We start from the raw sequence: 22665 nt of genomic DNA, 5'->3' as shown, positions 1-22665 counted from the left end.
CGACTCGCGTGGAGGAAAGAGATCCTTCCATTAAAGTGAAAAGTTTGGACGAGGTTGAAATCATGCTTTCTAAAAAGATCGATAATTGGATTGCTGAAGGTGAAGCAAGAGGCGAAGCCAGGGGTGAAGCAAGAGGCCAGACGAGAGCTCAACGAGCCATTGCTCTTGCACTACTTCAAAAAGGCCTCGATAAGATGCTTATTGCGGAAGCTACAAAGCTCTCTGTCGAAGAAATCGAGGCGCTAGCCAAAGACGTTTGATCCCATGCGATGTCTTTGGCTCATGAGTGCTTGTTCTGCTAGATTGAAACCATGGGACGAGCTAGACGATACTTATGTTCAAAACATCAACAGCCCCAAGACTATAGAACCATCAAAGGTTGTTACTTGCCATTTAATCCTGAAAGGCAAAGGAGGCTCAAGCTAGACTTACCAAGAAGTCATGTCTTTAGCCTCCAGTCTTCCTTTCGAGATAGCGCCTAGCGTTATCAGGGATAGCTCGAAAACTGTTCGTCGAGCGAATGACTAGATATAGTTAGGTTTTTAGGAACGCCCATGTAAAATACTGGGCCTTAACTCTCGGCTTGGGCATCCTTTGCCAACTCGAACTTGATTAGCTCGGACAGGTACATGACAGCGCGATGATTGAACTCACGCCAAGGCACCACAAAATCAGCATGGCACTTTGTTGGCTCGATATACGTCTCATGCATCGCCTTCACGGAGCCTAAGTACTGCTGGGCGCAGCTTTCGAAGTTCCGTCCTCGTTCGGCCATATCGCGCCCAATACGTCTCACCACACGAACATCATTATCGACATCCAGAAAAATCTTAAGGTCTAGCAAGCGATACAACTCGGGGTAGCATAAAGCGAATATTCCATCGAGGATGATCACCTTGCCTGGTGTTAAGGTATCAGTTTGTCCGGTGCGGGTATGGCTAGCGAAATCATAGCGAGGCTTCTCGACTGCAACTCCGGCACGTAGCAAGCTAATTTGCTCATGGACCAGCTCTCGCTCAATAGCTTTGGGATGATCAAAGTTCACTGATGTTCGCTCTTCTGGGCTAAGGTGCGACAGATCGCGATAGTAGTCATCCATCGAAATAATCAATGGTGTTTCAGCAGCCAAACGCTCCGTGAGATTCTTCACAAAGGTGGTTTTGCCGGCTCCAGACCCACCAGATACCGCTACCATAAACGGGGCGTCCATAAAATCTCCTATTGCAGATGAATCGAAGGTGAAGATATGGCAGAATCACTTGCTTTTGGCAACGATAAAGCCATATATTTAACCTGTGGCGCAAGATTCTCCAGAGCCCCGTTTCATCGCCAAATAAGGACCCCCGAAATGATACGATCACTTACCCGAAACCTATTGTTCCAGTACCAATCATCTTGGGCTGATGGCCATATTCCATATCAAGGTTACAACCCCCAAGAAGAACTAGACGCTACAGAGCGCTTCCTCGAATTTATAGATAGCAGCGATCAATGTTTTGAAAGAAGCCATGTGCCAGGTCACGTTACCGGCTCAGCTCTCATCTGCAATAAGTCTATGAACCAAGTTCTCTTGCTCCACCATAAAAAGCTAAATAAGTGGCTGCAGCTTGGTGGTCATGCCGATGGCAATCCTGATCCCGCAGCCGTAGCTATGAAAGAGGCCCAAGAAGAAAGCGGACTTCAAACTCTGGATTTTTTGAACTATCGGGCTGACCTTAAAATTCTCGGGGCCCAGGAAGGGCAGCAACCATTTCCATTCGATCTCGATATCCATGTGATACCAGCACGAAAATCCGAGCCGGAGCACAAGCACTACGATATTCGCTATTTGCTTGTAGCTGGCCCGAACCAAGCGATCGCGCAGAACCATGAAGCTAATGATCTTCGTTGGTTCACGCTCGACGAGGCACGACGGCTAACCGATGAGCGTAGCATGGCACGACAATTCGATAAGTTAGAGTATTTACAGAGGAACCTACTCTAATTCTTGACCACACCCGGCAATTGCTTTAGATTCACTCGGCGTGTCCAGTCGGGGCTACTGAAACAGTGTAGCTCATCGTGAACCCACGATTTCGAGTCAACCTGGGCACGCAACCTCATCCTCACTGTCATCTGCTTCCGGTGGCGGAATTTCGATTTCATGATAAATCGATTCAATGGGCAGCTGATAGTTCAAACCTTCATTATTTTCCCAGATTTCAGCACTGCCATTGCGGCTAAAAAGAGCGTATTCAAGGACAACATTTTGTGGTTTACACCAGAAGCAAGATTCCATTTTTGCAGCCGTGAAATCAATGCTCCATAGCTCTCTACCTTCGGCTCCGGGTCCATCATACTTGCCTAGAGTCTCATGGCTCGTTTGCCAATCGTCAATGGTCCAACGCACCCCCACATCTTTGCCAAATCCACCTTCGCTAACCTGGAGATCGATCCACACCTTAGCATCCCAAAACCATCCATAGCGAACTCCAGACGGCGCGCAGTAATTATCGGCCCACTGCCCTATTCCTGCGACTTCAATTTGCTGGCCCATAGCTTGGCAAGGCAACAAAGCACCTACTAAAAGCCATTTTGAAAGACCTTTCATGACTAACCTCCTCATCTTGAATCTTAGTTCGCTTTAAACGTAATGAATCCGATGAAGAATTACACCCGGTTTTCCAGCGCGTGCTTGGAGCAAGGCACGTTTCGGTAGGCAATTTCCTTCGTTAATGAAGCTTTGCCCTATGACTTAACTGACGATCAAGATAAGCAAGAGGGTGATCGATCCCCTGCTGTGAAAAGCGTTTAACCTGGGACCGACATGATGCACCCGTCGCCAAGAATATTGCGGCTCCGTTATCCCTTAATTTACGACGCCAAGACATATTGAAAACCCCCTCCGATTCTTCCAAGTGCTCTGCCTCATGACCAAATGCTCCGGCCATTCCACAGCAGCCAACTTTGGCTACTTGAAGATCCAAACCAAGGGACTTAAAAATGCTCTGCCATTGGCGCCCAGATTCTGGCACTGCAGTAGTTTCACCGCAGTGCCCAAGCAAGATGAGCGGTTTGCTTTCATTAAGGCTGAGACCATGCTCGGACACTACCTTGCTTAGAAACTCCTGAAGAAGTTGAACCTTCAGCTCGCCCGCTGGGCCATAGTTACGATACTCCTCGCGGTAAGTAAGTGTGATAGCGGGATCAAAACCCACAATCGGACAGTTTAAACTCATGAGCTTGTGAATCTTTTCATGGGCTATCTTTGCAGTTTGCCGGAACTCATCAAGAAATCCTTTCACATGAAGACCCTTACCATTCTCGATAAATTCGCTAACTACAGGTTGGTAGCCAAGCCTCTTCAGAACCCTAAGGGAACTGACAAATGTTTCTGCTTCGTAAAAGCCCGTTATAGCATCTGGAAGAATGATCACGACGCGACTCAAGTCGCGACTCTGCCAAGAATCAAATTCAGAGAACTTAAGCTGAGGAATTTCGCTATGATTCAGCTGTGCTCGATAACTAGGGCTACTCAACTGTGGAGTATCCACGAGCCCTACCCAATGCTTCATCAAGAAGTGAAAGCCAGGAATCCTTAAGCCAAGATTGTAAATCCACGGCAAGTTCACAAACTTGCTATGAACCCGCTCACCCATGGCCACAAGCTTATCCTTGAGTGGCCTACGATAGCGGGTATAAAATCGATATAAGAACTTTGATTTCAATTCGGGAATATCAACCTTGATTGGGCAAGTTGCTGAGCAAGCCTTACAAGACAAGCAGCCGTTCATGGCATGAAAAACCTCTACTGAAAAATCATCCACCTTAGGGGCAAGACGTTGACCACCTCGATCCCCATCGAAGGCATTGGCATCGTAGCCCTCGCGGCTTAGTTGCCTTAACCACTCTCTCATAAGACCAGCTCGCCCTTTCGGAGAATGAATGCGATTCCGCGTGAATTTATAAGACGGACACATCACGTCATCAGCTTCAAAATTAAAGCAGGCACCATTGCCATTACAATTGATGGAGACATCGTAAGAATCTCTTACAGGCGCTGGTATTTGGCGATCACGCTGCCCTCTCAATGGAGCCTCATCGAGGCGGACCACCTTATCTTCTGAGTTGAGAGGCGTCACCAGCTTCCCTGGATTTAGTTTATTGTGGGGATCGAAGATGCCTTTGATACGGCGTAAATCCTGGTACAATTCTGGACCAAAAAACTCCGGCATATACTCACTGCGAAGACCCTTGCCATGCTCCCCCCAGATGACACCACCATACTTTAATACTAAATCCTTCACTTCATCAGTGATTTTTCGGATCAAGCGCTCGTCGTCTTCAGTCTTTAGGTCTAAAGCGGGCCGCACATGGAGACAACCAGCATCCACATGGCCGAACATGCCGTAATCCAAGCCATGCTCATCTAGGATCCCCCGAAACTCAGTGATAAAATCGGCTAGATGCTCCGGTGGAACCACAGTGTCTTCAACAAAAGGCACAGGGCGGCGGTGGCCTGGCCGATTGCCTAGTAAGCCAACTCCCTTTTTACGTAAGCTCCATAGTGCAGCAATGTCTGCATCACCCTCAGCTATGGCGTAGCCGATCGCTTGATTGGCTTGTCCCATGCGGTCTTTCAGTACTTTCACTAAGTCCTGAACCTGAGACTCCACCCCCTGTTCATCATCGCCAACAAACTCAATAAGATTGACTGACTTCACTTTGTGATCATCAGGCCCAGAGAAAAATTTACCGACTTTGTCCCAAATCACATCACCTCTTGCCAACTGGACAATGGTATCATCCACAGTTTCGATGGCAGCCGGATTAGCTTCTACCAAAACTTGTGCTGCTCGCAAACTATCATCAAATTCCGCATATTTTGCTAGAATGAGACGTTTGACTTTCGGAATTGGCGTGAGCTTAAGCTTCAACTCAGTAACAAAAGCCAGGGTTCCTTCTGAGCCTGAGATCAGATAGTTTAGGTTAAACCCACCTTGATCATCACACACATGGGCCAGATTATATCCCGTAAGAAAGCGGGTGAGTTTGGGAAACCGTTGCTTAATCAATTCCCGGTGCCCGTTGATAATATCATCAACTTCGCGATGGATTTGCCCCACTAGCCCTTCGTCTTCTTTGGCCTGAGCAAGTGCTTCAGCCGTGAGGGGCAACGACGACCATGTCGTACCTTCCGAGAAGACAAGATCCAGGGCCAGTAGGTGGTTCGATGTTTTTCCATAAATTCGCGAGCCCTTTCCACAAGCATCCGTGTTGCACATCCCACCTAGAGTTGCACGATTGCTGGGAGAAAGATCTGGAGCAAAGAAGTATCCGTGAGGCTTTAAGTCTTTATTTAATTGATCGAGAACCACTCCCGGCTCCACACGAACCCAGCGCTCTTCCAAATTAATCTCTAAGACCTGATTCATATGGCGTGATAGATCGACCACTACACCATGGGTAAGCGACTGACCATTGGTACCAGTGCCTCCACCCCTTGCCGTAAATGTAATGGCCCGATAGTCGGAACCTGACGCCAGGCTCATCACCAATTGAACATCGCTCACGTCCCTAGGATAGATAATGCCCTGAGGAATCACCTGATAGATGGAGTTATCTGTCGATGCTACCATTCGCCCAGCCCAATCCGTTTCCAGATCTCCCTTAAAATCAGAGCTGCGTTGGAGGGTGGCGAAAAAGTTTCGAACAGTGGTCGGCAAAGCATCGCGTTCGGTGAGCTGGGGGATCATGGGTCCGTCATCTCCGCTGGTGTACGTAGTGCAAGTGCCGATAATAGACGGACGTACTAATAAATATCAACCAGAATTGCGGGCCTCTTCGAAAGAGGCCACTATCCCGTACGAGGAGGCTATGTTAGAAAATAGCGTTTAAGGCTAGTGAGCGAGAAACAGGGAGCGGATCTTGAACCCACAAACTTGGTTGGCCTTGTCGAAGTAGATCACAGTAAACTGCCGCTCTGTGTAACCATTTGGATCACTGCGATCAGAAAGGTAGCGAATATTCCTAGACCGACTATCGCAATCATTGACTTCGGTAATATCTGAATTATGGCTCACAAACGGCGCTTGTTCCCGAAGAGTTTCAGCTTTCTTAACCGGTTGTTTGCCCTTTTGTGGCTTCTTCTCCCAATCTGCAAATTCCATATTATTATAGTCAGATTCAGACTCGGTCGAAAGGTGTGTAAATAATACCCCATCGACTTCTCTTACCACCAACTTGTCCTTGTGAGCTTGATTGGCATTATGAAAGACTCGATCTGAAAAGGCCTTTTGAGGCAGTCCGTAATCCTCTACCACAATCTGCCTCTCAGTACGAAATTTGACTAACTCTTGCAACTCACCCAGCTTGAAGTACGGCCCGTGGGACACACAGGACACGGAAAACAAACTTACTCCAAGTAATCTTAATAAGGTCTGAATCATTGGCTCCTCCTTTGATCTCACCTAAAAATTGATCGGAATTCACCCTTCCCCCATTAAGAAAATCTGCTAAATCACTGGATTGCATTGTTTTTTTCGGCTTAGTAAAAATCTATTGAGCCCTCCACGGCATATTTTAAGTTCCTGAAATTACGCCATTATTACATGGGTTCAAAATTTGCCGAAAAATTGACTCAACCTTTGCCTTTGGGGGCCGAAGCTAGACGTACGATTGAACCGCCTCATAGAAGGGCTCGATGGCAAACCTACCTCCTAAAATACTGGTTGTGGATGCAGATCCGACCGTCACAGGCCCTATTTCCGACCCGTTAGATAAGATGGGGATCGAAGTTTTTGCAGCCTCTGACCTTCAAACCGCCATGTATCGCTTCAATAAGCAGTTCTTTCGAGTCATTTTCGTTGAATTAAAGTTCCCCGAGTTGGATGGGCTTTCCGTTATCCAGAAATGGCGGAATCACGAAATTGCAGAAAAGCAGACGGCCGGTTTTATCGTCATGACCAGCGCCCCTCTCAGTAAGGAACAGCTTGCGCTAGTCAACGAGATGGGGAAGATTCAAGTGGTACAAAAGCCTCTCCAGGTAGGCCCCATGATCACTCAGATTCAACGAGCATATAAGCTTCACGTACGCTATGAATTGGCTCTGAAAATCAAGAAGGATATCACGGAGAAACTTGAAAAAGACGGGGATCTGAAGGCAGCAATTAAGTCTGTACAAGAATTCAAGGAACCTCTTAGCGATGAATACTATCCATTGCTCTTAGAGCTATATCAACTTCATGACAACTACGAAGAAGGTATCGAAGTTCTCAGACAGATACCTAATGAAAAGATGGACCCACTTCAGCGTTTAAACCTGATGGGCAAGTTCAATTTGAAGATGGGGAATCTAGAGGACGCCCGCAAGTTTTACGAAGAGGCGGATCAGGTTGCTCCCAAGAATATGGAACGAATCACTGATATGGTGGACATGTACCTTCAACTCAAGTCCCCCGATAAAGCAGTTGATAAACAACGGCAAATTCTCGACCTTAATCCCGAAAATCGCGACATCAAGTTTGATCTGTTCAAGCAACTGGAAGACAATGGCTTTGCAGATCATGCAGCATCCTTTTGCCAGGAGACGAGTGCTCCGAAGGAAGTGGTACGTTACTTCAACAACAAAGGTGTTGTGATGGCCCAAACTGATTCTATCGATGTTGCCATCGAAGAATACAAACGAGCTATCACCTACTATCCCAACAATAAGGATAACTATCTCATCCACTTCAATATTGCACTGGCGTTTCTAAGAAAACGCGATCCTAAGTTCCTTCCCCAAGCCAAAGAGCATCTCAGCGCGTGCCTGAAACTCCAACCTAACTTCGAAAAGGCGAAGGCTCTCTTAAACAAAATACTCGATCGACAGGCTGGATAGGACGTTGCCAGCTCGTAGGATCGGTAAATAGGATCGGTCCCAGGCGATTTTTTCTAGTTGACTTCGACAGTTAAGAAGCTCGAATAAATTTCTAAAGGGAAGGATTCAATCTTACGATAGGTAAGCGAATAAGGCGAGAATCACTATGTTTATGCGAATCTTCACAATACTATGGATGCTAGGCTTCAGTGCATCCTGCACCGACCAAGACTTTTCTTCAAATCCTAAAGAAAATCAGGAGCCTCTACAAAGCGAAGACTTGCTAGAAAGTGACGACAGCGAGGCTGCAAACATCCCGCAGCCGATTTCTGGCGCATATCTGGCTTGCGCGGAGCTGCAAAGCCCCAGCGATACTAATGAGCTAGCACATGTTGGCTGTTGGATTAGCGATGGCAATGGCCAACGGATCAATGTGAGTAGTAGCTATTCCATCCAGTGGCAACTAGCCCTCGATGAGAACCTAAGTGTGGATCAATCCACAGTTGTTTATGAAGAAGGCAGTAGCCCTTGGCATGTTAGCTATTATCTTAGTTCGATAGTGGCAGGAACCGTGAGCCAAGCTTTGGCAAGCATGCGCGTGATAGCCCTTGTCAGCGACTCAGCAGGGAAGGCACTAGGCTCCATGGTGAGCACCTACGAATCTGCGAAAGATCGAAGCCCCCAAGCCCAGGCTACAGCCTACCGATTCTATCGCATTGAAATCTTTGAAATGAAACAGGCCTGCGAAACAAATACTGTGGGCATTGAAGGGCTTGCACTATCCTGGAATGGTACCTTTCAAGAGGATACCTTCGCGGGCCTTCCCGATACACCAGACCCTCAAGCGAACATCGGCTTTGTGGGCAACGAGCAAGTTAGCCTGAGCAGCAGCCCAACATTCACTGACTTCTATCCTTACGAAGCATTTGGTGGTGGTTTCGGTGGCGGGTGGTGGTCTGCTCAGGATAGCTTCGAAGCAAGCACTCCAGCTCCTGCAACGACTCAGGTTTATTTTCAGATTGAGTTCATCGGCGACCAAGGAGTCCTCCTCGATGCCCTCACTATCAACGGTGGATCGATAAGTGATTTTGGTCAGGGAGTGGACTACAGTCAATGTTCACCTAGCCATTTCCAAATTCAAAGCTCTCAGGATGGTCAGAGCTGGACAGTGCTTAAAGACATTAAAGCAGATACTACCGAACCCTTCACGCTGAAGTTTTAGTACGTGGAGGCCCAGGAAGAGTCATGCGGAAAGTAGTTTCCTCTGTGTTGGGGACCAAGGTCAATCGGCCGCCGTGATTGCTCATAATCCGCTGTGAAATGCTAAGCCCCATTCCGGTGCCGTGGCCGACTTCTTTGGTAGTAAAGAATGGGTCAAACACTCGCTCGACGATATCAACTGGAATTTTCGGACCAGAATTGATCACATCAATACTAATGCCGCCATCACTTGCCATCATTTTCAGAAGAATCCTTCCGGACTCCACTTCATGGTCAACCATCGCATCCACGGCGTTATTGAGAAGGTTGAGAACTACCTGACTTATTTGAATACGATTTCCATAAATCTGCAGGTCATGTCGCGCATCAACCACGAACTCTATATGAAGCGTTTTCAATCTCTCGGCACTGATACTTTTTATATCCTCAACCAGCTGGTCCGCCCTGAAAACGCTAGCCTCTTCACCTACTGAGCTATGTGTCAGTGACTTCATGCCATGGATTATTTTATCAATGCGGCGAACCATGTCTTGGATCTTCGTGAGACGTTCTAAAACTTTTCCTTGGCTATCTGCGTCCTTGATCAATAGACGTTTGGCAATCCTCGCGTGCCCTTCAATAATAGCTAAGGGGTTCTTGACCTCATGGGCCACACCGCCAGCCATCTCTCCTAGCGCTGCTAGCTTAGAGTTTTGCATCGATAGTAGAGCAACTTCATCCAACTCTTTGCGAAGTGACTCTCTCTCATTGATGAATGCCAAGATGATGTTATTGATCAAAAATAACACAAACATGAACGACTCCATTGCCATCAAGCGCTCATTGAAGAACTTTGGATCTTCGATTGACCCAATTAGAGCGCCAATTGACGCAAAGACAATGCCGATGTTCAATGTTGAAACATAAAGCCCCCGATAGCTGACTGTAAAAAAGACAACGAAAGGAAAGAGGAAAATCAGAAAAAACAAATTACGATCAGCTGTTACCAGGTAGTAACTGATAGCAGGGATGACGATTAACCCCAGAACACCGGACTTACTCCAGCCAACGAGGCTTTTCTTTCCAATAAGATCCATCACAAATACTGACACATATAGCGCTCCAAGCAGATCACCTGTGTACCATGTGATCCAGGTATAAAGAAAGTTTTCAGGGGATATCAGACCTCCAAAATACAGAGCACTCACTCCAAAACTGGGCGATAGCGTGTGACTTATGCTACAAATCACAAGAAACCACCCCAGCGACCCTGTTTTGAAGAAGCCCTTGAATGGCCGTTCAATATAGCGATGAATGCCATAACAAGCAGTGACAGTCTGTAATACGTCACCAACGCCGATGCCTAGCCCCACGAGAGACGTCGTTCCGATAGACGCACTGGAGCTTGGATCAAAGAATGCGGGTAGATTGGCTGCAATGTTTCCACAGAGCAAGCCTGGCCATAGTCGATAGCCAAAGCAAAGCATAAGAGCTAGAGCTAGGCCAGAAGCGGGCCAGAAGGCTGTCACATTCCCTGGAGGAATGCTCATAATCCTAGCAAGATGGCCTAATAGGGTATAGACAACTGCCATGACCAAATTCAAGATCACGGTGTTTCGAAGCAAATTTTTTCGATCAAGTTCTACTTGGAGAGACATGGTCACTGTTCATTGTACATGGGTTCGTATTTCTAATATCACAGGTTTTACATTTGTTCACAAGGGACAGCCTTGATTTTTTTGAGTAATTGGGCGAATGTTCTCGGTGATTAATTAAAAGCGCTTACAACATTCGCCCAGGCGCTTTTCGTTAGTTAGGGTCTGTCCGGAAATTCCTCAGACAAGGCGGAGTAAAAAATAGACCGGAGCTTATAGCATTACCCAAGGATTTATTTTTTACGAAGCAACGCAAAATCAGGTGTTCCCGCACAGACCCAAGACAGGGGATCATAATTCGGAGGTCAAAATGCTTCTTTATAGAAGTGGTTGGTTTGTTGCGTCTTTTCTTCTTACTATTCTATTGGGAACCTCAGCCCACGGTGCTACTAAATATCCCATCCTACTGGTCCACGGAGTTGCTCTCAAAAATGAAACCCTTGGGGTCCACTACTTCGGTCGCATTCCAGAAACCCTTAGGCAGCGAGGCAACGAAGTCTTTGATGCAAACCCACTAGCTTGGGGCAGCTACGAAGATAATGCAGACTTGATCTATCAAGACCTGCTCACCATCACTGACGACTTTGGCCATGATAAAGTCAATATCATCGCTCATTCCAAAGGTGGGCTCGACGTTCGCTACATGATGTGGAAATATCAGGACGAAGGTATCAGCGAGCGGGTCGCCTCGATTACAACTCTGAATTCTCCTCATGAAGGAGCTGCCACCGCTGACTCGCTCTTCCGCGTTCTACCACTGCCCGTAAAGAAGCTTGTTGAAAGTGTATCTAACCTGGTCGGCTGGTTTCAGGGAGAGATGGATGCCGACGCCTGGAGCGTATACGAACAAATGAAGTCAGACCGAATCCAAGCTATGAACCGAACTATCGGCAACCCACGCATCGGTCTCAGCCAAGTATACACCCAGAGCTGGAATACGGTGATATCAGGCCCCATTCCCGATAAATTTCTCTACGTGATGTCCAAAGTCAATAACTTTCTCGGTCATAGCGATAATGATGGGATGGTACAGAAAGGTTCCAGCGTCTTTGGTCTCAATCGAGGTACGATCACTACCGCCCGTAATCAGAGCATTTCACACTTTGGAATCGTTGATCGCGGCTATATCTTTGCCACAGGTGGTACTCCTGGGTTTGACGCTCGCAATTTCTTTATCGACATCACCCATGAGCTAGAGGTGTACGGCTACTAATTAAGGGGCAGAAAAACCTCCATGGCATAGGGGGCATAGGCCTCCAGTTCCGAAGGACTCGTACTGCATACTTAAATCTACCTATGAAATAACCGATGTACATAAGGAAGCCTTGACAGTGAGCGGGCTTAGTATGAAATTAGAATAATGATTCTAATTCAAGGGGAGAGCGCTCATGGAAATCCTTAATGTCATCACACTCTCGATTCCGATCTTTTTCCTGATGATCGGAACCGAGATCGCTGTAGATATCTACAAGAAAACCAAGACTTATCGGGTCAACGACTCTATTTCAAACCTTACAGCAGGTGTACTTCAACAAAGCTATGGCTTCGTTGCGGCGGCCATTCGCGCTGCGGTTTTTGCAGCTTGCTACACCTATTTTGGCATTTTCAAGGATATTTTTACCGCCGACAAGTGGTGGGTTTGGATAGGCATGTTCTTTCTAGTCGACTTTGTCTATTATTGGTTCCATCGAGCCTCACACCGCATTGCTCTGCTCTGGACAGGCCATGTGGTTCACCATCAAAGTGAGGAGTATAATTTAACAGTCGCACTCAGGCAGTCCATTCTTCAAGGTATCTATAGCGCTCCGTGGATCGCAATCTATGGCGTTTTGGGGATCGACTATAAAGTGGTGGTTGTCAGCATGGGTCTGAATACTGTCTTGCAGTTTTGGGTCCACACTCAACACATTGACAAGCTCCCTCGTTGGCTCGAATACTTCTTGAACACACCCTCACATCATCGGGTTCACCATGGTCGTAATCCCCAGTACATTGATAAGAATTATGCGGGTGCTTTGATCATCTGGGATCGGATGTTCGGTACGTTTGAGCCTGAGAAAGAAAAAGTTGTTTTCGGTATCACCGTTGCGCCTAAGACTTGGAACCCATTTTATGGTCAATTTTCTACTCTCCGTGACTTGACTCAAACAGCGCGGCAACGGGGCTTTAAAAATGGTATTCGAACTTTACTCCACCCTCCAGGTTGGTGCCCAGAAAACGATACAATCGACCTTTCTTTTGAAAATCGCGAGAAATATGACCCCATCATCCCCAAAGCCAAAACAGTGCTCGCTCTCGGCATTTTTACCAGTGCCACCGTTATGGTTTCTTACTACCTCTTTCAAATCACTCATCTTAGCATGGGTGTTAAAATCGCTCTGATCGCTATCAGCTCGATCGCTCTTTACCTTGTGGGTAAGCTATTGGATCAAGCAAATCGCGAATCTATCTAAACTCCAATCCCACCAAAGACTCTTGAACAAATGTCGTTTGGTGGGATCGAAAATGCCACCGTTCCCAAAGTCACCACTTTAATCAAAACTCATTCCTCCTGGAAGCATACCCAAGATTGAGTACTTGCAGCTCAAAATCGATAATGATATCAAAAATCATAATCAATAATAGGAGCTTCTCCATGAGAATAAGTTTGCGCGGCAGCATACTTTGCCTGCTATCAATTGTGAGTGCATCATTATTTGCTAATCCGAGCCCGAGTTCAGGCGTCCTAGTGAAGTTTAAGAATACCCCTTTGTCGATCGCTGGCAAGGAACCTAGCAAGATATTGTCGAATGGAACATTGGCCTACTACCCCATACCAATGCAAGAAATTGCTCTATGGCGAATTGCGACAGAGAATCAGGAGATCGAATGGCTGGAGCCAAATTATATTTTAAAGCTCGATCAGCTACCTGATGATGAGCACCTAGGCGAACAGTGGGCAATGATGGATGAGGCTCAAGGCCACATCCATGCTGCTGATGCTTGGCTTGTCACACAGGGTAAGCGAGAGGTGGTTCTAGGGGTGATCGATTCTGGGGTCGACTATAGCCATGAAGATTTGGTCGACAACATTTGGACAAATCCCCAGGAGATCCCTGGAAACGGCGTTGATGACGATGACAATGGTTACGTCGATGACCTTCACGGCATTAGCACCGTCAAAAGCAGTGGAGATCCTATGGACACTCATGGACACGGCAGCCATGTAGCTGGGATAATGGGAGCTCGCGGTAATAATGGTAAGGGTATCGCAGGCATCAATTGGAACGTTCAAATTGTTGGTTGCAGCTTCATTGGTGCAGGTGGCACGGGCACCACAGCGGATGCCATTGAGTGCATTGATTATATGATCGACCTTAAAAATAAGGGAGTCAATATTAAGGCGATAAATAACAGTTGGGGTGGTGGTGAACACAGCAAAGCTCTGGAAGAGGCATGGCTTCGTGCTCACGACGCAGGTATCGTAATGGTAAGCTCTGCGGGCAATGATCGTAGTAATATGGATGCTACACCACACTATCCCTCATCCTATGTCACTCCCAGCCATATTGCAGTTGGTAGCACTGACAACTCCGATGAGTTATCATCGTTTTCCAATTATGGCGTCACCACTGTTCCCATTGCTGCCCCAGGTGGTGGAATCTATTCTACCGTCCGTAACAATCGATACTCCACGATGAGTGGCACTTCTATGGCATCGCCCCACATTGCAGGTGCAATCGGCCTTATGGCAGCTCGTAACGATAAACTTAGCGCTACCGAGTTACGTGATATTCTCCTTGAAGCAGCGGATCGCATAGAAGGGCTTGAAAGCCAAATAGAAAAAGGGCGAAGGCTGAACCTTGCCAAGGCTATCGAATTCGCCGACCCAACGCCAGGGTTCCGCCTGAATAGTAAGGTCAGTCGACTCAAGGTGAGTGCTGGTGAATCTATCGACTTCGAAATTAACGTTCGCAGAATCTATGATTGGCAGGGAGCCGTAAGCTTCACTCTCGATCAAGTACCAAAAGGGCTACAAGTGGATTTTGATCGGGAACCACGAACACCTGACGAACCCTTAAAGGTTACCATCCTACCCGATGTCTCCATGACATCGATGAAGCTTGAACTGCGATTTACAGCGACTTCGGGCGACATCAACGACTCTCTCACGATTCCCCTTCGCATCTACCCTGAAGGAACCCGCGTTCTTGATTATGAAACCCCCATCAAGGGACAACGTATTCCTTCAAACATGGCGGAGGGTCTAGCCATTCCATTTTTTGTATCAGAACCAGGAGAAGTGACTGATATTAAGCTTGAGCTTGATGTGAAGCATACTTGGTTTAGCGACCTTCGTGGAGAACTCATCACCCCAGAAGGAGATATCATCCCTTTGTTCCAAGATCTTGACCACACCTTGAACCACTTGCAACGAACATTTTCTTTTGAAGGCCTATCCTATACGATGGAAGGGGCTTGGATACTGCGCCTGGTGGATTCTTCCTATATGAGCTACGGCACTTTAAACGAGGCCAAGCTTCAACTGGTCGGAGTTCGTTCCAAACTGCGTCCCAAGCCAACGATTCTACTTGAAAGTGATCGCTCAAAGATTGAGATCCCTAAGGATGGTATCATTGAGCGCGAAATTATCGTTGAAGGCGAAGGTGAGGTACTGGCGGCGGCCGTATCCTATCATATTGAACATCGAGACCACGAAGACCTTGTGATTCTCCTTGAAAGCCCCGATAGAAGCATATTTAAGGTTCCCGTAAAAGACAGCGCTGAATTCAATGATCAACTGATTATTTCAGATTTTCCTCTCCGTGGTATTCGCGGTGCTAGTAGCCCCGGAATATGGAAGCTCATTATCATCGCCCAAGATGGACGACTGACAGGAAGTATAGAATCTTGGTCTCTTAGATTGATGCGAGCAAAGCAGATATAAAGGAGAACACATGAAGACTATCATCGCCGTTATCACAACTCTAAGTTCAGCTGCTTTTGCTGGGGAGGTAACCATACCTGGTTTTCCTAGCCCACCTGTGGTGATCAATCCCTCTGAACCACCAACACCTCCAACACCTCCAACACCACCAGGCCCCACACCACCGCCATCTCCTGGAGATCCCCAGCCCCCTACCCCACCGGGAGGTGGGGACGACTCCAACTTTGGCCTTTCTGGTAAAGAAGTTTATCTGAAAGAGTGTGCAGTATGTCATGGAGAGATTGGAGAGGGTACCGAGCGTGGCTATCGCATTCAGTTTCCCGTTCGAGGCTTTGCTACCTATATCACACGTCATGGTCGCAAGAATCATCCAGACTTTGATATCGATATGCCAGCCTATAGTCGTGAATTGATTTCCGATCAACAGATGAGGGAAATGTGGGACTACCTGCATAACCTCCCCCGACCGCGAACCGGAAAGAAGGTGTATGAAACCTTTTGCGCCAATTGTCACGGACTCGATGGTAGAGGAGGCATGTCCGGGGAATCGGTTCTTGGGGAGCTAGATGAAGTTTATGAATATGTACGGGAAGGGGAAGGCTATAATAACTATTGGTCTCGTACCGACTACATGCCTCGATGGAACTGGCAGGAACTTCCTAATGAAGAGATAAGAATGATGATTTACTACCTATACTCTTTGGGAGGGGGCTACGATGACGACGACGATGATGATTGACCGGACACTTGAAGGGAGTATCAACTGAAATCTCTGCTCGCCCTAGAGGCGGGCTTTTTCGTTTTTACTCAGATATGACGTTATGCAAAGAGCATACAGCAATCATTTCGGACTCTTAATTCCTAACAACAGTTCTTCATCCACATTTATGTGACACGATACCCTAAGATTCCTATCTACTGCAATAACTTAACTAACTGAAATTCTTAAATTTTATTGGCGCCGTTTGGCATTTGGTTCACTTTTTCTTGACAGCAACTAAGGACCGCTATTTGCAGAACTGAAAGCAGACAAGAGGAGAAAACTTATGAATACCAATTTAATCGTTATATCGATTTTGCTTTTAGCGATGGCTTGCAACCAACCAACAGAGCAAAATGAACAGCAGACCACCGCACCAGGGCAAACTGTAGATACCCTACCCGCACAACAACCTGATTCTAGTCCGTCACCTGAACCCACGGAGAACCCCGAATCCTTTCAGGATGGAACCCCTTTTCACGAAACAGATACTTGGGGTCCCTATCGTGAGTCTTGGAATAGTTATGACACAGGCCTTGAATCAGAAGCCTATGAATCAGCCAAGATCTTCTATCCCATCGGCGCTGAGGGAGACATATTTCCGGCGACGACGCTCAGTCCGGGATTGGGGACTCGCAAGGAAATGGTCGAGTGGCTCGCAAAGAGAATGGCAAGTCACGGTTTTATTGTAATCACGTTCACTCCTACGAACATCAATCTAATCGATGCTACCATATGGCAGCGAGGCCATGAGGGAGCGTTGGATATGCTCAAGCAAGAGACCGCCAACGAGAACTCGGCGATCTTTAGCAAGGTCAACTTAGATGCTCTTGGGATCGTAGGCCATTCCATGGGCGGCGCTGGCACCATATTAGCTGCCAATGCCAGAAGTGGCGAAGTGAAGGCTGCGATTCCCCTGATGGCATTTGCCCCAGCTCTGGTAACGACCGATGCAGCAGTTCTGTTGATTGCTGGAGTGGAGGATATTGTTTCCCAGTCGGGCGCTATTCGCAATCGGTATAACGAGATCCAAGGCAAATCAAAGGCGTTTATGGACCTCACGGGAGTTAATCATAACATCAATATCACAGGCCCCCAGCAAGGCCCGATTGCTGCGTTCGCCATCGCTTGGCACTACCTATTTTTAAAGAAAGATCTGCGTTACATGAGCTACTTTACCAATAGTGCTCCTGGCCACTTCAGCAAGAAAGATGAAGCTCTTTCCCTAGACGTTTTTAGCGCCGATAACTTTGACTCCAACATTATTCTCCCCCCACAGAGTAAGTAAATCGTAAAGCTCCATGATCTGCATGGAACTTTACTCCCCTTATTTATGTACGACAATAGTCCTGAATATTCTTAAAATTCAGCATATCTTGCTCACCCATAGCATCTAATGCAGGGCCTCCCAAATGATCAATACGGCCCGTAGCCTTGTCTAAGAACAAATTTTCTTGAGTGCGAAGCCAATCCAAAAGCAAAGTGCTGTCATCCTGGGTATCGCCTGTAAACTTTAGGGCAGCCTCACCGATTCCACCCAGTTCATGACATCCACTCGTACACGACATTGCAATAGCGTCTTTTACCAGGTAATCGTAGGCTGCAAATGATAGAGCACAAGTTGTATCTCCCGCTAGTTCCTGTGGCGAAGCTTGTGGATAAACTACTCGTTCGTAGTCTGAATAACCACATGCGAATGAGATCAGGCCCAAAAAAAAGTAAAGTCGAAGCATCATAATCCTTACAAGTAGAGGTGAATATGACTCAACAAGGTGCGTTCGTATATGACTGGCTGCGATTCTCCCTCGAAACGATCGTGAACGACTTTAAGGCTCCAGTCCACCCCTGGCAAGAGGAACGCTCTGAGTCCATGGCTAACTTGTGTGGTTTTTCCTGGTTGAAGGTCAGCTCCCCCATTGGCTTGAGAATAATCCAGTTCAAGATAAGACTCGCGCCACAGGCGCACACGGGCTTGATAATTTTGAAGACTGATTCGAATAAATTCAAAAGAGCTATCTTTTTCGATCACCAAACCCTCAAAAGATAGGTAAACTCGATTAAAACCTAGCTGCATTGCCAGATTAAGTGAATGCATAGCAAGATCTGATTCATCACCATTGGCATGCTCCAAATCAGATCGCCAAAACGAATAGTTGACAGTCCCACCCAAAGTAACGAATCTTAAGCCAATATTGAGAGCATATCCTTTATGTCGATAAATTTGATCGCCATCCTTCACCTGGGAAAAACCATGGACATTGGCAAATGGTACGTTTGGTGCTGTACCTAAGCTCAAAGCCTTAAAACTAATCCCATAGGCACCTTGAGGGCTGCCGGTTATAGCCGATGAAAACATCTGCTGTGGCAGGCTAGTATGATCAGATGTATAATTGCCAAACAGTGGCAGAAAATAACCGTACTGGAGAAAGGTATTGTAGGGTAAGTCATCAAACAATATATAGAGCGAACGTAGCGTTTGCCGATTCAATGATTCTTCTGGGCTTTGGTCGTCTGGGCTCCCTAAGAATCGGGATTCGTAGACTAAGTTCAGATGCCGATGATATGGTCGATATCGAACTCCAAAATCCATATTCATCAAAAACGATTTTTGAGCCCGTTCCCTTTTTAGGCTTAGATATCTTAGATCAATGCCACCATCAATTACAGAGTTGCCAAGATAGTAATAGGGATCATCCTTTGGAATATTCATTTCGAACTGCCGCCGATGGGCCGCGGTCACATGCTCGCGACGATCACGACGGTCGTAGATTTGCTCAGGATGTAGGTCATCTGTAGTGATGAGTTCCTGCAACACATCTGTATCTAAGTTGTAGGTCTGTTCAGGAAAACTTTTAGGTAGTGGCTTACTTCGTAGTGACTTCGACCTAAACATAGTCAACCAGCGATTCCCGTTCCAACGGCCATACTGGTTTCTCATGCCTCCTCCCGAGGGACTGATGTGACAACCTTGACAGGATAGTGTACATCGCCGATCAATAGGCGGCAGATTGATACGACCTGGAGCATGGCAACCAGCACAGTTCTGGGCATACCGGGTTCCTAGCCATGGTTCAGCTAAAATATTTGGGCAAATTAAGATCAATATGCAGGCAAAAAAGTGTCTCAAGAGTTTTCACCTTTGATGTATTGAATCATGAGCTGAATATCGTCATCTGAAATTTGCCTTGCATTCCAACGCGGCATATACAGATTTCGATTGAGGTAGTCTTGCCTCCCAGCGCCTTGACGGATGAACGTTTTAAATTGATCCAGTTTCGTTGACACAGGCCTTTTACTCATTCCTCCCTCACCCTCTAAGCCATGACAGTTACTACAGTACGTGAGGTAAAGGCTTTTTCCTGTTTTTGCGGATAGAGGTTTATAAATTGCCTCATACATTTGAGCCAACTGATAGTCTGAGATGGTTTCATCATCGTAGGCAGGCATAGGAATCTTAAATTCATCGTTACCCGAACGACCTTGTCGAATCACCTCAGTTGCGTAGGCCTTTGGCAATAGAATGATAGGATAACCACGGTCAGTTCCCTCGCCGTCCGTGCCATGACATAGAGCACATTGCTCTAAATATAGATCGTAACCATGAACCTCATCAGCCGGAGGGTTAGGATCTGGCGTCGGCGGCTCGGGCGTAGGGGGACTTGGTGGTTGCGGTACTGGCGGCAATGGTGTCGGCGGTGTAGGTAACTGACCAAAGCCTGTGCTAGGTAGAGAAACATCTACAAGCAGTACAAGGGCATGCAGTTTGGGAATAAAGAAATCACAAAGTCTCATGGGAGTCTCAAATACTTCTTGTCAAAGGGAGATGTGATCGTTATTTAGTGATAAACATTCTTTTGAAGGAGTGCCTCATGAAAGTCAAGCGCTATCGATTGATTTCATTTATTCCTATTTTTCTCGTCTCAAATATCATCTCTTGCCTACAATCAAAAACCATAGCGCCTAGCGAACACCGCTTACCACTAAAGTTTCAGGTTGCAAGCCATTCGCAATTAGATTTAACTGGCGAGGAAATTTTGGAAGTCAGGCTTCACAGTTTTGACCAGAGTGGTTCCATTATAGAATATCCTCAATGGGTTTCTTATCATGATTTAGAAAGTACAGAAATTAGCTTCACTCCACCTAGCATTGGATTAAAGCGCATAGTAATCACAGTCATCAGCAATGATGAGCGTGCTCTAGGAAAATATGAAACCGACATTAGGATCGAGCCCGGGGAAAGTTTAAATCTTCATACAGTGACTCTCCAAAATATAGAACCTGATCAAAGCCAGGCTCAAATTAGAGCAAGTCTCGCTCTTGTTTCTGAGCTAAGCACTGACGATCAACGGGAAGGGCTTCGGTTCCATCAAATCGAAGATGTGCTCGACACCTACAACTGCGTAGTGTGTCACCGCGTAAACTCTCCGATCAACCTGCAAACGTTTCCTTTTTCTCAAAGTCGGGAAACGAATATGGATATATTAAAGAAGCTAGCAACTGTGATCGAAGGCCAGCACATGCCTCCGAAAGAGCTGAAAAAACTTAGTTCCGAAGACTCCTCAAGGATCTTAGCTTGGATTGAAGAGGGAGCCCTACCCGATCTCAATCTCAATCAGCAGACCCCCATATCCAATGCCCAAGTAACTCTTCACTACCAACCTAGTTTTAGGTTAGCTGAGAAAGCCCAAGCTCTACCCCTTAAAGGACTTCTGTTTCAATCAGACCTATATCTGATTCCCGGACATTTCTACGATTTCAAGATAGCCATCAACTATCAAGATCAATCCCACACTATCGAACGAAAAGGGGTTCAAGCCTCTCACAACTTAAGCTTAAGCGAGATTTTTGTGATCAGTGACGATAATCTATGAAATCAGTCGCCTAGAAGATCAATGACAAACGAGACTTCGTCTGCGACTTTAATGGTATCATCAGAGGCATTTTCGTAGAACTGATAGCTGGATAGTTTGAGTGACGCCTCAGCATGAACCCAGGTTCGCCCCTGATAATCGGAGATGTATACGATTAGAGGCAGATCCTGCCACTCTCTTCTAATTTTAAACTCTCCGTCAACTTCACAAACCCAAAAACCTTCCGATAAATTACAGGTGGTTGCTTCTTTGGAGCGCCACTGCAAGTCTGGAATGGAGCCATCGCGATCTGTGAACACAATTTCTAGGATACTTTCATCGCGAACCTTCAGCCCCGAACTCAAGGCTTCTGGCTCTACAGTTCCCTCGATATGTTGCAGGACACCATCGGTATATTGGAATTTGCCTTGAAACTGTGAGCTTTGCCCCTCGATAGTGTAGCCATCTGCGTAGGATGTAACAGCCTTATAAGTAATTTGCCAGAGGTTTAGAGGAGCTTCTTCGATTTGATTGGCAATTAAAACAGAACTACAGCCTAAAATCGCAGTTATTGCTAGAGTTGAACGCATCAGAGATCCTTTACTTAAAATGGTATCAAATTCCCAAAAACAAAGCCTGAAAGATCTAAGCACCGGCAAGAACATGGTGCCGTCAACTCAGATGAGAAGCTTAGATCATGACCGAATCCAAAATATTAATTATGAGATTCATTATCATTAGAGATAAACCGGGGTCAATGGTGTTTTTTTAAAGATGTGTTCTCAAAACCGGAAAGTAACCATCTCGAAGTCAGGGACTGCGGGAATCTATGGATTTAAGCATTTTGGCGAGAAACTCATAGGACTATAGAATTAAAGGGAGCAGGACGCTCCCTTGTAGCTATGAGATTTTAATCGTTTTAGGCTGATGCTCCTCGCCTTTTGGTAAAACAATCGTGAGCAGACCCTCGTCAAGTTTCGCATCTATGGCATCCCGCTTGATCGTATCAGGTAGGGTAAAGACCCTGCGATACTGTCCTGCATGAATTTCCTTGCGAAACCAATTCTCAGAAGACTCTTCCTTAGAATCTTCTAACTTTGTTTCCAAGATCAGCTTATCCTTATCCAGTTTGATATCGATCTGATCTGACTTGATGCCAGGTAGAGATGCTTTGATTAAAAATGCATCTTCAGTTTCTCCAATATCAACTGCAGGTCTTAGAGCTGCCTGGTGACCTCCTTCAATAAGATCGTTTAAAAGCGAAGTCCCAAATAAAGAGGGAACTTTGTCTAAGTCTCGGTAAAAAACAGATGGTAACATTGCATTTCTCCTTTACATGTCTTGCATCTGTGTAAAAGGTAATTTCCATCTGCGGCTTGTCAAGGTTCAGCCAAAGGAAATTCTAAATGCTTAAAATTCTTATCCGCTTAGAG

20 protein-coding genes are annotated in these 22665 nt (G+C 46.4%); 10 read left to right on the top strand and 10 right to left on the bottom strand.

Annotated features, from left to right (window positions below):
- Positions 1-62 precede the first annotated feature (62 nt).
- Positions 63-260, top strand: coding sequence for a hypothetical protein (locus B9N89_RS07175; protein ID WP_132316654.1), 198 nt, complete (start codon positions 63-65; stop codon positions 258-260).
- A gap of 311 nt (positions 261-571) precedes the next feature.
- Here B9N89_RS07175 and udk read toward each other — a convergent pair whose 3' ends face one another.
- Positions 572-1210, bottom strand: a complete 639-nt coding sequence (gene udk, locus B9N89_RS07170) for a uridine kinase (RefSeq protein ID WP_132316656.1) — start codon at positions 1208-1210, stop codon at positions 572-574.
- A 138-nt stretch (positions 1211-1348) separates the two neighbouring features.
- Here udk and B9N89_RS07165 point away from each other — a divergent pair, with 138 nt between their 5' ends.
- Positions 1349-1984 (top strand): NUDIX hydrolase, encoded by a 636-nt coding sequence (locus tag B9N89_RS07165; RefSeq protein WP_159455214.1) that lies wholly within the window; start codon positions 1349-1351, stop codon positions 1982-1984.
- Between the two features lie 96 nt (positions 1985-2080).
- Here B9N89_RS07165 and B9N89_RS07160 read toward each other — a convergent pair whose 3' ends face one another.
- The 3 genes from B9N89_RS07160 to B9N89_RS07150 form a co-directional block, all read right to left on the bottom strand.
- Positions 2081-2590 carry a carbohydrate-binding protein gene (locus tag B9N89_RS07160; RefSeq protein WP_159455213.1) on the bottom strand — a complete coding sequence of 170 codons (510 nt, stop codon included), beginning with the start codon at positions 2588-2590 and terminating at the stop codon, positions 2081-2083.
- A gap of 121 nt (positions 2591-2711) precedes the next feature.
- Positions 2712-5735, bottom strand: a complete 3024-nt coding sequence (gene ydiJ, locus B9N89_RS07155) for a D-2-hydroxyglutarate dehydrogenase YdiJ (RefSeq protein ID WP_132316662.1) — start codon at positions 5733-5735, stop codon at positions 2712-2714.
- A gap of 144 nt (positions 5736-5879) precedes the next feature.
- A complete protein-coding gene (locus B9N89_RS07150; RefSeq protein WP_132316664.1) occupies positions 5880-6428 on the bottom strand; it encodes a hypothetical protein in 549 nt (182 codons plus the stop codon).
- Between the two features lie 254 nt (positions 6429-6682).
- Here B9N89_RS07150 and B9N89_RS07145 point away from each other — a divergent pair, with 254 nt between their 5' ends.
- Positions 6683-7861, top strand: a complete 1179-nt coding sequence (locus tag B9N89_RS07145) for a response regulator (RefSeq protein ID WP_132316666.1) — start codon at positions 6683-6685, stop codon at positions 7859-7861.
- 145 nt (positions 7862-8006) lie between these two features.
- A complete protein-coding gene (locus B9N89_RS07140) occupies positions 8007-9062 on the top strand; it encodes a hypothetical protein (RefSeq protein WP_132316668.1) in 1056 nt (351 codons plus the stop codon).
- Here the strand turns inward: B9N89_RS07140 and B9N89_RS07135 are convergent.
- Positions 9046-10698, bottom strand: coding sequence for an ATP-binding protein (locus tag B9N89_RS07135; RefSeq protein WP_132316670.1), 1653 nt, complete (start codon positions 10696-10698; stop codon positions 9046-9048). The genes B9N89_RS07140 and B9N89_RS07135 overlap by 17 nt on opposite strands.
- A 307-nt stretch (positions 10699-11005) precedes the next feature.
- Here B9N89_RS07135 and B9N89_RS07130 point away from each other — a divergent pair, with 307 nt between their 5' ends.
- From B9N89_RS07130 to B9N89_RS07110, 5 genes are all read left to right on the top strand, one after another.
- A complete protein-coding gene (locus B9N89_RS07130; RefSeq protein ID WP_132316672.1) occupies positions 11006-11908 on the top strand; it encodes an esterase/lipase family protein in 903 nt (300 codons plus the stop codon).
- A 175-nt stretch (positions 11909-12083) separates the two neighbouring features.
- Positions 12084-13148, top strand: a complete 1065-nt coding sequence (locus B9N89_RS07125) for a sterol desaturase family protein (protein WP_132316674.1) — start codon at positions 12084-12086, stop codon at positions 13146-13148.
- A 182-nt stretch (positions 13149-13330) separates the two neighbouring features.
- The gene (locus tag B9N89_RS07120; protein ID WP_159455212.1) at positions 13331-15622 is read left to right on the top strand and encodes a S8 family serine peptidase; all 2292 of its coding nucleotides are present in this window, start codon (positions 13331-13333) and stop codon (positions 15620-15622) included.
- Positions 15623-15632: 10 nt separating this feature from the next.
- A complete protein-coding gene (locus B9N89_RS07115; RefSeq protein WP_132316678.1) occupies positions 15633-16361 on the top strand; it encodes a c-type cytochrome in 729 nt (242 codons plus the stop codon).
- A gap of 307 nt (positions 16362-16668) precedes the next feature.
- Positions 16669-17670, top strand: coding sequence for a poly(ethylene terephthalate) hydrolase family protein (locus tag B9N89_RS07110; protein ID WP_132316680.1), 1002 nt, complete (start codon positions 16669-16671; stop codon positions 17668-17670).
- Between the two features lie 43 nt (positions 17671-17713).
- Here the strand turns inward: B9N89_RS07110 and B9N89_RS07105 are convergent, their stop codons facing one another.
- The 3 genes from B9N89_RS07105 to B9N89_RS07095 form a co-directional block, all read right to left on the bottom strand.
- Positions 17714-18118: a hypothetical protein gene (locus tag B9N89_RS07105; protein ID WP_132316682.1), complete on the bottom strand. Its 405-nt coding sequence runs from the start codon at positions 18116-18118 to the stop codon at positions 17714-17716.
- A gap of 5 nt (positions 18119-18123) precedes the next feature.
- Complete coding sequence (locus tag B9N89_RS07100; RefSeq protein WP_132316684.1) at positions 18124-19320, bottom strand: hypothetical protein; 1197 nt, start codon at positions 19318-19320, stop codon at positions 18124-18126.
- 185 nt (positions 19321-19505) lie between these two features.
- Positions 19506-20174: a c-type cytochrome gene (locus B9N89_RS07095; protein ID WP_132316686.1), complete on the bottom strand. Its 669-nt coding sequence runs from the start codon at positions 20172-20174 to the stop codon at positions 19506-19508.
- A 77-nt stretch (positions 20175-20251) separates the two neighbouring features.
- On the opposite strand from B9N89_RS07095, the gene B9N89_RS07090 reads away from it, so the two are divergent.
- A complete protein-coding gene (locus tag B9N89_RS07090; RefSeq protein WP_132316688.1) occupies positions 20252-21253 on the top strand; it encodes a hypothetical protein in 1002 nt (333 codons plus the stop codon).
- Positions 21254-21255: 2 nt separating this feature from the next.
- On the opposite strand, the gene B9N89_RS07085 is transcribed toward B9N89_RS07090, so the two are convergent.
- Both B9N89_RS07085 and B9N89_RS07080 read right to left on the bottom strand, forming a co-directional pair.
- On the bottom strand, positions 21256-21822 hold the full coding sequence (locus tag B9N89_RS07085; protein ID WP_132316690.1) for a hypothetical protein: 567 nt from the start codon (positions 21820-21822) through the stop codon (positions 21256-21258).
- Positions 21823-22132: 310 nt separating this feature from the next.
- A complete protein-coding gene (locus tag B9N89_RS07080; protein ID WP_132316692.1) occupies positions 22133-22552 on the bottom strand; it encodes an Hsp20/alpha crystallin family protein in 420 nt (139 codons plus the stop codon).
- Between the last annotated feature and the right edge of the window lie 113 nt (positions 22553-22665).

It is taken from the genome of Pseudobacteriovorax antillogorgiicola, assembly GCF_900177345.1.
GTDB classification, from domain to species: Bacteria; Bdellovibrionota_B; Oligoflexia; order Oligoflexales; family Oligoflexaceae; genus Pseudobacteriovorax; species Pseudobacteriovorax antillogorgiicola.
This window is presented reverse-complemented; position numbering and strand designations above follow the sequence as displayed.

Coding starts and splice junctions, on each gene's coding strand:
- B9N89_RS07175 (WP_132316654.1), top strand. CDS start 63: ATGCTTTCTAAAAAGATCGATAATTGGATTGCTGAAGGTGAAGCAAGA.
- udk (WP_132316656.1), bottom strand. CDS start 1,210: ATGGACGCCCCGTTTATGGTAGCGGTATCTGGTGGGTCTGGAGCCGGC.
- B9N89_RS07165 (WP_159455214.1), top strand. CDS start 1,349: ATGATACGATCACTTACCCGAAACCTATTGTTCCAGTACCAATCATCT.
- B9N89_RS07160 (WP_159455213.1), bottom strand. CDS start 2,590: ATGAAAGGTCTTTCAAAATGGCTTTTAGTAGGTGCTTTGTTGCCTTGC.
- ydiJ (WP_132316662.1), bottom strand. CDS start 5,735: ATGATCCCCCAGCTCACCGAACGCGATGCTTTGCCGACCACTGTTCGA.
- B9N89_RS07150 (WP_132316664.1), bottom strand. CDS start 6,428: ATGATTCAGACCTTATTAAGATTACTTGGAGTAAGTTTGTTTTCCGTG.
- B9N89_RS07145 (WP_132316666.1), top strand. CDS start 6,683: ATGGCAAACCTACCTCCTAAAATACTGGTTGTGGATGCAGATCCGACC.
- B9N89_RS07140 (WP_132316668.1), top strand. CDS start 8,007: ATGTTTATGCGAATCTTCACAATACTATGGATGCTAGGCTTCAGTGCA.
- B9N89_RS07135 (WP_132316670.1), bottom strand. CDS start 10,698: ATGTCTCTCCAAGTAGAACTTGATCGAAAAAATTTGCTTCGAAACACC.
- B9N89_RS07130 (WP_132316672.1), top strand. CDS start 11,006: ATGCTTCTTTATAGAAGTGGTTGGTTTGTTGCGTCTTTTCTTCTTACT.
- B9N89_RS07125 (WP_132316674.1), top strand. CDS start 12,084: ATGGAAATCCTTAATGTCATCACACTCTCGATTCCGATCTTTTTCCTG.
- B9N89_RS07120 (WP_159455212.1), top strand. CDS start 13,331: ATGAGAATAAGTTTGCGCGGCAGCATACTTTGCCTGCTATCAATTGTG.
- B9N89_RS07115 (WP_132316678.1), top strand. CDS start 15,633: ATGAAGACTATCATCGCCGTTATCACAACTCTAAGTTCAGCTGCTTTT.
- B9N89_RS07110 (WP_132316680.1), top strand. CDS start 16,669: ATGAATACCAATTTAATCGTTATATCGATTTTGCTTTTAGCGATGGCT.
- B9N89_RS07105 (WP_132316682.1), bottom strand. CDS start 18,118: ATGATGCTTCGACTTTACTTTTTTTTGGGCCTGATCTCATTCGCATGT.
- B9N89_RS07100 (WP_132316684.1), bottom strand. CDS start 19,320: ATGAGAAACCAGTATGGCCGTTGGAACGGGAATCGCTGGTTGACTATG.
- B9N89_RS07095 (WP_132316686.1), bottom strand. CDS start 20,174: ATGAGACTTTGTGATTTCTTTATTCCCAAACTGCATGCCCTTGTACTG.
- B9N89_RS07090 (WP_132316688.1), top strand. CDS start 20,252: ATGAAAGTCAAGCGCTATCGATTGATTTCATTTATTCCTATTTTTCTC.
- B9N89_RS07085 (WP_132316690.1), bottom strand. CDS start 21,822: ATGCGTTCAACTCTAGCAATAACTGCGATTTTAGGCTGTAGTTCTGTT.
- B9N89_RS07080 (WP_132316692.1), bottom strand. CDS start 22,552: ATGTTACCATCTGTTTTTTACCGAGACTTAGACAAAGTTCCCTCTTTA.